Genomic DNA, 11,732 nt, shown 5'->3' with positions numbered 1-11,732 from the left:
TTATGACTGAACACGTTTTATTTTCTGTTAGTGAAAACGGCGTTGCAACAATTACTTTAAACCGTCCAAAAGCACTTAATTCTTTATCTTATGACATGTTACAACCTATCGGACAAAAACTTAAAGAGTGGGAACACGATGAGCGTATTGCACTTATCGTGTTAAAAGGAGCTGGCACAAAAGGTTTTTGTGCAGGTGGCGACATTAAAACTCTTTATGAAGCGCGTTCCAATGAAGTGGCATTGCAACATGCAGAACGTTTTTTTGAAGAAGAGTATGAAATTGATACATATATTTATCAATATACAAAACCGATTATTGCTTGTTTAGATGGAATTGTAATGGGCGGTGGTGTCGGTCTTACAAATGGTGCGAAGTATCGCATTGTAACTGAACGTACGAAATGGGCAATGCCAGAGATGAATATCGGCTTCTTCCCAGACGTCGGAGCTGCATATTTCTTAAATAAAGCACCTGGATATACAGGACGCTTCGTTGCTTTAACAGCATCTATTTTAAAAGCTTCTGACGTATTATTTATTAATGCTGCTGATTACTTTATGACATCTGATTCATTACCAGAGTTTCTTACTGAACTTGAAAGTGTAAATTGGCATAAAGAAGATGATGTACATACTAATTTAAAAGAAGTTATTCATACATTTGCAACTGCTCCAAACTTAGAAAGCGAGCTGACTCCTTCATTAGAAGTAATCAATTCACATTTTGCTTTCGATACAATTGAAGAAATCATCCATTCATTGGAGAAAGATCAAAGTTCCTTTGCTCTAAAAACAAAAGAAACACTGTTATCAAAATCCCCTATTTCACTCAAAGTAACATTAAAACAGTTTATTGATGGACAAGATAAATCCGTTGAAGAATGCTTCGCTACGGACCTTATACTTGCTAAAAATTTCATGAGACATGAAGATTTCTTCGAAGGAGTACGCTCCGTTGTCGTTGATAAAGATCAAAATCCGAATTATAAATATAAACAGTTAAGTGACGTTTCAGAAGAAGATGTGAATCGTTTCTTTAACTTACTTAATGCATAAAATGAAACTGTAATGCGTGGGTGTTTTGTTCATCCCCCACCTAACTTCTTTGCTTCAGCTAAATCTTGTGCGGTGGAAATCTTACTACCCGCAAATAGCGGGATAAAATCGAGGCTATATAGTAGTGAAATTACAGCTACTATATAGCCTTTTTTATTTAATAATTTTTAATAAAATTTAATTTTATTAAATCCATTTTTGTGCTACACTGATTTTAATCAAATATTCTAAAAATAAAAAGGAGGGGCGGCTATGATAGAAAATTATCTTCTTTTCATCATTATGTCTATTTGCCTTATCATTTTACCTGGTCCAGATACAGCAATGGCTACGAAAAACACATTGGTTGCTGGTAAAGTCGGTGGAGTGAAAACAGTGTTTGGTACATGTATTGCACTATTAATTCATACTTTAGCTGCTATAATTGGTCTTTCTGCACTTATTGTAAAGTCAGCTCTTTTATTTTCTATTTTCAAGTACGTTGGGGCTCTCTATTTAATATATATCGGTATTAAAGCCCTTTTAGCAGTAAGAAATAAAGAAGGCATAGATACAAATGATATATCTTTAAATAATGAAAACAAACATACTTCTTGCTTTCGCCAAGGATTTCTAACGAATTTATTAAATCCTAAGATAGCAGTCTTCTTTTTAACTTTTTTACCGCAATTTTTAAATCCAAATCATAATACATTTATTCAACTTCTTGTAATGGGCCTTACTTACCTCGTTTTAACTGCCATTTGGTTTGCGTTTTATATATTGTTAATTGATAAAATTAGTGCTTTTATGAAAAAACCGAAGACGCAACGTTATATTCAAGGGCTAACAGGAATCGTCCTAATTGGATTTGGTGTTAAACTAGCTTTTGAAAAAAGTAATTGATAAAAACGAAAAACACCACTATTAATAGTGGTGTTTTTCATTTCACAACTAATCTGACAGTCTACTCTTTATTAAAACCAGCGCTCAGTTACAACTTTTTTACGTGTATAGAATTGAACGCCATCTGTACCATTTGTACCTAAATCACCAAAGAATGAAGCTTTATTTCCTGCAAATGCGAAGAATGCCATTGGTGCTGGAACATTTACATTTACACCAATCATACCAGCATCGATGTTATCACGGAACGTTTGTGCATGTTTACCATTTGACGTATAAATAACCGCACCATTTGCAAATTTAGATTGATTTGTTAGTTTAATACCTTCTTCTAAATCTTTAACACGTACAATGCTTAATACTGGAGCAAAAATTTCATCTTGCCAAATTTTCATTTCTTGATTCACGCCATCAAAGATTGTCGCACCTACAAAATAACCTTCTCCAACTTCTTCATTAATTTTACGGCCATCTACTAATAAAGTTGCCCCATCTGCTACACCACTATTAATATAGCCTAAAACGCGCTCTTTATGAGATTCACGAATTAATGGTCCAACATAGTTATCTTCGCTAAAGCCATCGCCTACTTTTAATTTTTTCGTTTCTGCTACTAATACATCAATGAATTCATCAGCAATTTCATCCACTACTGCTACTACTGAGCATGCCATGCAGCGCTCTCCACTACTTGCAAATGCAGATCCAATTACACCTTGTACTGTTTTCTCAAGATTGCAATCTGGCATTACAATCGCATGGTTTTTCGCACCTGCTAACGCTTGTACACGTTTTCCGTGTTTCGTACCTGTTTCATATACGTAACGAGCTACTGGCTCAGAACCGACGAACGAAACAGCTTGAATATCTTTATTTTCTAAAATGCTATTTACAACATCTTTTCCGCCTTGTACTAAATTTAATACGCCTTTTGGGAAACCTGCTTCATAGAATAATTCTACAAGTCGCTCCGCTAAAAGTGGCGTTCTTTCCGATGTTTTTAATACGAATGTATTACCGCAAGCAATTGCAAGTGGGAACATCCATAACGGAATCATCATCGGGAAGTTAAACGGCGTAATACCAGCAACAACTCCGATTGGGTAGCGCCAAATTGATCCATCAATTCCGCTAGCAATATTCGGCAGCGCTTGACCCATCATTAGATTTGGTGTAGATGTTGCAAGTTCTACCGCTTCAATACCACGCTGTACTTCACCTGTTGCATCCGTTAGCGTCTTACCATTCTCTAGCGTAATGATTTTCGCAAGCTCATCTTTGTTTTCTTGTAATAGCTGTAAATATTTATATAAATTTCTTGAACGATTCGGAACTGGTACTTTAGACCACATTTCGAATGCTGCTTTTGCCGCTTCAACAGCTTTTTCAACATCTTCTTTTGGAGATAGTGGAACGTAAGCGATAATTTTTCCAGTCGCTGGATTTGGAACTGCTTCTACTTCCGTACCTGTCGATTCAACCCACTCACCGTTAATGTGATTTTTTACTCGTTTAATTTCAGTTGTAATCATTGTATTCTCTCCTTTGTATAATTTATTTTTGATTAGAAATTAATTGCTCGCTAACTTTCTTATATAAAGCAGCCATATCGTTTTCACCATATCCAGCTTGACTCGCTTCGTCATATACGTTTAATAACATTTCGCTTACCGGTAAATGGAGTTCGCTTTCCTTAGCTAAGTCAACTGCAAATCCTAAATCTTTCTTCAATAAGTTCACAGTAAATCCTGGCTCGTAGTTTTCAGGTGCTATAAAACTTTTAAAATTACGTTCATAAATTCTACTTTGACCGTAACTTACATTTAAAATATCAAACATTTTATCTAAATCCATATTGTTCTTTTTTGCTAATGTTAAAGCTTCACTCACACCAGCTGTATAAAAACCAATTAATAAGTTATTAATTAACTTAACAGTTGTACCACTATCAATCTGCTCACTAACGTGGAAAATATTCGCGCCTAGTACGCCCATGATAGATTCCGTTTTCTCATATACCTTTTTTGATCCACCAACCATAAACGTTAATGTACGGTTTTCGGCTCCGATTACTCCACCACTCACAGGTGCTGCTAAAAAGTCTACTTTCTTTTCCTTTGCAGCTTCCTCTAATTGTTTGTTTAACTGCGGCGATACCGTACTTGTATCAATGAAAACTACATTCGAGTGACCATTTTCAAATAATCCTTCTGCTCCAAAATATACCGCTTCAACAGCGCGAGGTGAAGGTAAACTTGTAAAAACTACATCACATGTTTCTGCTAGTTTTAAGATTGATAGACCGATAATTCCGCCTTCTTTTTCAAAGGACGCTTCTGCCTCTTTATTTAAGTCCACGCCATATACTGTGTAACCTGATTTAACTAGATTTTTTGACATCGGAAGACCCATGTTACCTAAACCGATAAAACCAATCTTTTTCATATCGCTTTCCTCCTATTTACACAATATATTTCCCACGATTTATAATAGCTTTCGCAATTTCTCTCTTCTTCGTAAATACGTTCGTGTATAAAGGTACTAATAATTGACGGATTTCAGCTAAAATCACATGTCTATCTTGTTCTTCTGTGACAGCCGCTGAAAGTACAGAAATCGCCGCTTCTTCTACTTTACGATATCCTTCTTCACAAATAACATCCGTTATTTGTTGCTTCGTACGTTCTTTTTCCTCACCATTTTTACTTACTGCTTTTCTCGTACGTAAAAACGCTGATTCCATGACGTACACGTCCGTCAACATATTTGATATTACACGTGAATATTCTTGTTCTTGGTCGATTTTTAGACTTGGAGTTTTAGAGAGCGTTTTCAAAGATTGTTTCAACAATTTTTTCGCTAATAAAATGTAACGATGGTTTCTTTCGACATTTGCTACATCACTTTCTACTTCAGTATCTTCTAATGGTTCGATTTGCTTCATTAACATTTTGGCAACTGTTAATCTATTAATTTCGTTCGTTCCTTCAAAAATACGACTAATTCTAGCATCACGATATAATCGTTCTACCTCATACTCTTGCATATAACCGTAACCACCATGAATTTGTACAGCTTCATCTACAATATAAGCAAGTGTTTCAGAAGCATTTACTTTATTTAGTGCACATTCAATTGCAAATTGAGACATTTTTTTCATAAGATCTTCATCGCTCTCATGAATTGCTTCATCAATTACACCTGCTGTACGGTAAGCTGCACTTTCTGCTCCATATGTAGCAATGATCATATTTGCAATTTTCTCTTGAATCATCGTAAAGTCTACTAATTCCGTTTGGAACTGTTTTCGCTCTTTTCCATATTGAACTGACAAACCAATTGCTTGTTTTGCTGTTCCAATATTTCCAAAAGCAAGTTTAAGTCTAGCAAAGTTAAGAATATTAAGAGCTACGTGATGCCCTTTCCCAACTTCCCCTAAAACATTTTCAACAGGGATGACAACATCTTCTAAAATAAGAGTCGCCGTTGAAGAACCTTTAATACCCATTTTCTTTTCTTCTAACCCAATGGATACACCTTCACATGTTCTTTCGACAATAAATGCTGTCATTCCTTTATTTGTCTTCGCAAAAACAACGTATACATCTGCCATATGAGCATTTGTAATCCATTGCTTCTCACCATTTAACTTCCAAGCTGTTCCCTCTTCATTCAATACTGCGCTCGTTTTTGCACTTAATGCATCCGAACCAGCATTTGGCTCAGTTAAAGCATAAGCCCCAATCCATTCTCCCGATGCGATTTTTGGTAAATATTTTTCTTTCTGTTCTTTCGTTCCGTAATATATGTAAGGCAATGTACCGACACCAGCGTGTATATTAAATGAAACGCTAAATGCACCAGCGTAACCCATTTTCTCTGCTACAAGACCTGAGACAGCCTTTCCTAACTCGAACCCGCCATAATCTTCTGGTACCTCAATGCCTAATAATCCAAGTTCCCCAGCTTTCTCAAATAATTGACGAGAAACTTTATAGTTATGTTGTTCAATATTCTCCATTTGTGGAACAATTTCTTGTTTAACGAATTGTTCTGTCGTTTTTGCGATTAAATCTTCATCACCTGAAAAATCTTCTGGTGTAAAGTAAGTATGATTTATATCTTTATTGAGTGAAAAAAATTCATCCCATGGTAACTTCGTTTGCTCCATATGTATCCCCCTATCATTCGGCCTTCATAGCTTTTTGCTTATGCTCGTCTACGATGAGTGGAATATCTTTTTTGAAAATAGAAGGCGATGATTTTTCACATCAAGCATTTTATTTTGCCAAAGATGTATTTTCATCGCCTTCACTGCTTTATCTATTGATCTTCTGATAATACTGTTTTTGCAATACCAGTATCTAACTCTTCAAAGTCATGATATGAAATTGTTTCGTATAATTCACTTCTCGTTTGCATATTAGAAAGTGCATCTTTTTGAGAACCTGTTTCTTTAATTAAAGTAAACACATTTTCATACGCTTTCGCTGCAACGCGAAGTGAAGTTACAGGATAAATAACCATTTGGAAGCCCATGTTCGCAAATTCCTCTGCACTATAATATGGAGTTTTTCCGAATTCAGTCATATTCGCAAGTAAAGGTGCATTTACCTTACTATTAAATAGACGGAATTCTTCCTCTGATTGAAGCGCTTCAGGGAAAATTGCATCTGCACCTGCTTTTACATATGCATTTGCTCTTTCAATTGCTTCATCTAATCCTTCAACGCCGCGAGCATCAGTACGTGCTACAATGTATAAGCTCGGTGCAACTTCTTTAATCGCTTTAATTTTTTGAACCAATTCTTCTGTAGTAACAAGTTTCTTACCATTTAAATGTCCACATTTTTTTGGTAATTGTTGATCTTCAATTTGGACAGCTGCTACTTTCGCTTCCACCATTTCTACAGCTGTTCTCGCTACATTTAGTACACCACCAAATCCTGTATCAATGTCAACAAGAACAGGTAAGTCTGTAGCTCTTACTAAATCTCTTGCTCTCTCAGCCACTTCAGTAGACGTCACGATACCTAAATCTGGTAAACCTTTACTTGCAGTATAAGCAGCTCCGGATAAATAAAGAGCTGAAAAACCTGTATTTTTTGCAACTAAAGCCGCCATTGCATCATGAGCACCTGGAATTTGCAAAATTTCATTTGCTTCTACTAAAGCTCGGAATCGATTCGCAAGCTCCTCTTGTGTTGACTGCTTTTTCACAACCCAAGCCATTCTAAATTCCCCCTATTATTAAATTAAGAATAGATCTACAAATTCGTTTACATTCATATTTTCTAGTTTTTCTTCATTTAAACAAACTTCATGAATTTCTTCTTGTTGCTTACTAGAATAATGACCTGCCATATTTGCAGTGAATTTTTGAATAACTTTTGGAATTGCTTCGTCTCTACGGAAACGGTGACCAAGTGGATATTCACATTCCACATTTTCTGTTACTGTGCCATCCTTAAAGTGAACTTGAACAGCGTTGGCGATTGAGCGCTTGTTCGGATCAAGGTAATCTAAACTGTACTGTTTGTTTTCAACAACAACCATCTTATTACGTAATTCGTCTACACGTGGATCGTTTGCTACTGCATCCTCGTAATCGTCCGCAACGATATCTCCTTTTAATAAACCAATTGCCGTAATGTATTGTAAGCAATGATCACGATCAGCTGGGTTATTTAATGGACCTTCTTTATCAATAATACGAATTGCTGATTCATGAGTTGTAATTGTAATACGGTCAATTTCATCTAATCTTTCTTTAATTTCCGGATGTAATTTCACAGCACATTCTGCAGCTGTTTGTGCATGGAATTCTGCTGGATATGAAACTTTAAATAATACATTTTCCATTACATAAGACTCTAATGGTCTAGCTAATTTTAATTCTTGTTTATTGAATAATACATCTTGGAATCCCCATCCTGGTGCAGATAATGCTGTAGGGTAACCCATTTCACCTTTTAGAGCAGTCATCGCAAGATGAACACCGCGGCTCGTCGCGTCACCTGCTGCCCATGATTTACGTGATCCAGTATTTGGAGCATGACGATATGTACGAAGACTAGAATTATCAATCCACGCATGTGATAATGCATTAAAGATTTCTTCACGTGTTCCACCAAGCATTTTCGCAACTACAGCAGTTGTTGCTACTTTTACATATAATACGTGGTCAAGGCCAACGCGGTTTAAGCTGTTTTCTAAAGCAAGTACACCTTGAATTTCATGAGCTTTAATCATCATTTCTAATACTTCACGTACTTTTAACGGTTCTTTTCCTTCTGAAATACGAACACGGCTAATATAATCTGCAACTGCTAAAATTCCTCCTAAGTTATCAGATGGATGTCCCCACTCTGCTGCAAGCCAAGTATCGTTATAGTCTAACCAACGGATCATACATCCGATATTAAATGCACCTTTTACTGGATCTAGTACATAAGACGTACCTGGTACACGTGTACCATTTGGCACGATTGTTCCTGGCACAACTGGTCCTAGTAATTTCGTACATTCTGGATATTGCAGTGCTAAAATTCCACACCCAAGTGTATCAAGTAATACGTAACGAGCTGTACTGAATGCTTCTGCACTAGTAACCTCTTTATTCAATACATAATCCGTAATCTCTTCTAATAATGCATCTTTTTGCTTAATTTCATTTGTTTTAATCATGCTATCCTTCCCTTTCTGTCGAAAATTCGTTATTATTAATGATGGGTGTCGGTCAAACACCCATCTGGCGGGCGGCGCTAACAACTCCCCAGTTGTTCTTATTTACTAAGTACATGTCGCTCGCCAATATAATTTACACGTGGACGGAACAAACGATTATTTGCATGTTGCTCAATAACGTGCGCACATAATCCTACTGTTCTAGAGCTAAAGAAGATTGGTGTATAAAGTTGAATTGGAATACCTAACATCCAATATACTGGAGCTGCATAATAATCAAGATTTGGATAAATTCCTTTTTCCTTCTCCATAATCTTTTCTCCAGCTTCACACATTTCATATAGTGTATAATCACCTTTTACATCGCATAACTGTTTTAAAGCTTCCTTCATCATAAGTGCTCTTGGATCCATTTTCTTCATATAAACACGGTGTCCAAAGCCCATAATTTTTTCTTTGTTATATAGTTTCTTCTGTAATAACTCTTCAAATTTCTCAACATTACCAGCTTCTAAAAGCATGTACATAACCGCTTCATTTGCACCGCCATGTAAACTTCCTTTTAAAGATGCAACTGCCCCTGTTAAAGCACCATATAAATCTGATTGTGTTGATGCAATAACGCGAGCTGTAAATGTAGAGTTTGGCATTTCATGTTCACTATATAAAACAAGGGAACGATCAAAGATCTTTTCCTCAAGTTCAGTTGGTTTTTTTCCAGTTAACATATAGAAGAAATTCGCACTATAAGATAATTCTTTAAGAGGTTCGATTGGCTCCTCATTATTTAAAATATGATAGCTATTCGCTACAATGTTTGGCACTTTACTTAACAGCTTGTACCCTCGGCTTTTATTCACTTCTAACGAACGGTTTTCGATATCATTATCGTAACCAGCTAATGCCGACACACCTGTACGTAATCCATCCATAGGATGCGTCTCTTTAGGCAATGCCTTTAGTACGTTGAATACACCTTCTGGTACTGCATATTCTTCTTTTAATTTCTTTTCAAGTGTTGCTTTTTCATCCTCATTCGGTAGGTGTTCCTCCAATAAAAGGTGCACAATGTCTAAATACTCTTTTGTTTTTGAGAGTTCGATTAAGTCATACCCTTGAATTACAATTTCACCTTTTACTGTGTCAAGAAACGATATCTTCGTCTCCGCTGCCACTATACCATCTAATCCCGGGGAAAATTTTTCTTCAGCTTTCATCATTATTTCCTCCAATCCTAATAGATCTTCGTGCACATAACTGTAAGCCTTTACAATATTGTGAAACTACATTTCTATTTCAATGTATCAGAGTTTTTAGAAGATTTCAATTTATTTTATAATGATAAGTTTCCTACACTTTTCTTACTGTAACAATACAATTTTTTGAAAATAATTCTTATGTTTTATAAAGAAAGAATAGACTTCTTTACGTATTTTTAAAAACAAGATATAAAGATTCTTCATATAACACCGCCAAATATACTATTATTCTAATTTTATTTGCGAAATAGAAAAAACGAGCTGTACACAAATACAGCTCGTTACTATATGATATTTATTTCACTATCTCTTAAATATAATTTTTATATAAAATTTATTCATTTTTAATAAAGTTATTATTTTACATAATTAAATTGAATTTCTTCCATTTCCTCATGATAACTTACAAATAAATCATAGTTTTGAAAATACCAAAGATCATCAGAATCTACAAAAAATATAATACCTTCCTTCTCAACTGACACTATTTCCCCATCTGGTTTCTCTGCAACAACCCCTAAAGAATATCCGGGCTGAATTGAACTACCCCCTCCATACCTTACAGTAAAACGTACAGATTCACCGTGCTTTATACGTAATTCTTCCTGGAACCATTGTAGAGCTTTACGATCAATTGAAATTTCCATCTTTATTCCTCCAGTTTACGCAAACTCTTTTTTTCCTAATCGCTGTTTTACAAAGAAGACGAAAATAATTAAGGCTATTAATGCTGAAATTGCACTCCCTGAAAATAAAATACGATAACCAAACATTTGTGAAACCACTCCAAGTAAAATAGCACCTAACCCGATTCCTAAATCAAACGCTGTAAAAAATGAAGCGTTCGCAACTCCTCTCTTACTCGGATCAACAATTGTAAGCATTGCCGCTTGCAAAGCTGGCTGCGCTGAACCAAATCCAATACCGTATAATGTTGCTGCGATAATTACACCTATCAAACCATTCGAAATAGTTAAAACAACTATAGCTAAAATAGTAATACATAATGCTGGGAGTATGATGAATACTTCTCCATATCTATCTAATAGTTTTCCTGAAATTGGTCTTACAATTGTTAATGCAATTGCATATACAAGAAAGAAAGTTCCCGGATTCACATGAATTGATGATGCAAATAACGGTAAAAATGTTGTTATTCCTCCATATGCAAACGATAAAAAGAATACTACAATCGTGATTGTTAATACGGATTTCTCAAATAGCTGAATTTTCCCTTTTTCTTTTTGTGGCGTAAATGGCATCTTCGTTATTAGTGATAATACGACTGCCATAAAAGATAACAACGTCGCTAATAAAAATAGACCATTAAATGAATAATTTTGCACAACCCATAATCCAATCATAGGTCCGATGGCCATTGCAATTGTCATCGCCATCCCGTACCAGCCCATTCCTTCTCCACGGCGTGAATCTGGAATAATATCAGTTATCGCTGTTCCAACAGCTGTTGTAGAAACAGCCCATGTTACTCCGTGAATAACACGTAAAACAGCTAAAAGGACAATAGTCGATGCTATATTATAGGAATACATCGTTAATCCAAAAAAGATGAGTCCGAAAATAATAAAGGATCTTCTACCATATTGATCTAGCATTCCTCCAATAATCGGTCGTATTACTACAGCAGCTATTGTAAACATCCCCATCATGAGTCCAACTTGCGATTCATTGCCACCTATCTCTTTAATAAAGAGCGGTAGCGTTGGAACAAGTAAATAAAATCCTGTAAATAAAAATAACATTGCGAAAGTCATTTGAATAAATGATTTCGTCCATAATCGTTCCATAAAAATACCTCCATACACTCGTAAAATATTACGAT

10 protein-coding genes are annotated in these 11,732 nt (G+C 35.6%); 2 read left to right on the top strand and 8 right to left on the bottom strand.

Annotated features, from left to right (window positions below; translation table 11 throughout):
- The first annotated feature begins 2 nt into the window (after positions 1–2).
- Positions 3–1,058, top strand: a complete 1,056-nt coding sequence (locus MHI26_RS11660; RefSeq protein ID WP_061667580.1) for an enoyl-CoA hydratase/isomerase family protein — start codon at positions 3–5, stop codon at positions 1,056–1,058.
- 252 nt (positions 1,059–1,310) lie between these two features.
- Positions 1,311–1,943: a LysE family translocator gene (locus MHI26_RS11655; protein ID WP_061667581.1), complete on the top strand. Its 633-nt coding sequence runs from the start codon at positions 1,311–1,313 to the stop codon at positions 1,941–1,943.
- Positions 1,944–2,014: 71 nt separating this feature from the next.
- Here the strand turns inward: MHI26_RS11655 and MHI26_RS11650 are convergent, their stop codons facing one another.
- The 8 genes from MHI26_RS11650 to MHI26_RS11615 form a co-directional block, all read right to left on the bottom strand.
- Positions 2,015–3,475: a CoA-acylating methylmalonate-semialdehyde dehydrogenase gene (locus MHI26_RS11650; protein WP_061667582.1), complete on the bottom strand. Its 1,461-nt coding sequence runs from the start codon at positions 3,473–3,475 to the stop codon at positions 2,015–2,017.
- 22 nt (positions 3,476–3,497) lie between these two features.
- Positions 3,498–4,388 (bottom strand): NAD(P)-dependent oxidoreductase, encoded by an 891-nt coding sequence (locus MHI26_RS11645; protein WP_061667583.1) that lies wholly within the window; start codon positions 4,386–4,388, stop codon positions 3,498–3,500.
- Positions 4,389–4,404: 16 nt separating this feature from the next.
- Positions 4,405–6,114, bottom strand: coding sequence for an acyl-CoA dehydrogenase family protein (locus tag MHI26_RS11640; protein WP_061667584.1), 1,710 nt, complete (start codon positions 6,112–6,114; stop codon positions 4,405–4,407).
- Between the two features lie 152 nt (positions 6,115–6,266).
- Entirely contained in the window at positions 6,267–7,175 is a 909-nt protein-coding gene (gene prpB / locus MHI26_RS11635; RefSeq protein WP_000312640.1) for a methylisocitrate lyase, read from the bottom strand.
- Positions 7,176–7,193: 18 nt separating this feature from the next.
- Positions 7,194–8,630, bottom strand: a complete 1,437-nt coding sequence (prpD, locus tag MHI26_RS11630) for a 2-methylcitrate dehydratase (RefSeq protein ID WP_061667585.1) — start codon at positions 8,628–8,630, stop codon at positions 7,194–7,196.
- A gap of 98 nt (positions 8,631–8,728) precedes the next feature.
- Entirely contained in the window at positions 8,729–9,850 is a 1,122-nt protein-coding gene (gene mmgD, locus MHI26_RS11625; protein WP_001987369.1) for a citrate synthase, read from the bottom strand.
- A gap of 395 nt (positions 9,851–10,245) precedes the next feature.
- Positions 10,246–10,536, bottom strand: a complete 291-nt coding sequence (locus MHI26_RS11620) for a HesB/YadR/YfhF family protein (RefSeq protein ID WP_061667586.1) — start codon at positions 10,534–10,536, stop codon at positions 10,246–10,248.
- A 15-nt stretch (positions 10,537–10,551) separates the two neighbouring features.
- The gene (locus tag MHI26_RS11615) at positions 10,552–11,697 is read right to left on the bottom strand and encodes an MFS transporter (protein WP_042973301.1); all 1,146 of its coding nucleotides are present in this window, start codon (positions 11,695–11,697) and stop codon (positions 10,552–10,554) included.
- Positions 11,698–11,732 lie beyond the last annotated feature (35 nt).

It is taken from the genome of Bacillus sp. FSL K6-1218, assembly GCF_038006445.1.
In the GTDB taxonomy this organism is placed as follows: Bacteria; Bacillota; Bacilli; order Bacillales; family Bacillaceae_G; genus Bacillus_A; species Bacillus_A thuringiensis_S.
Note: the sequence above shows the minus strand (reverse complement) of the source record. Positions and strands in the feature narration are given on the sequence as shown.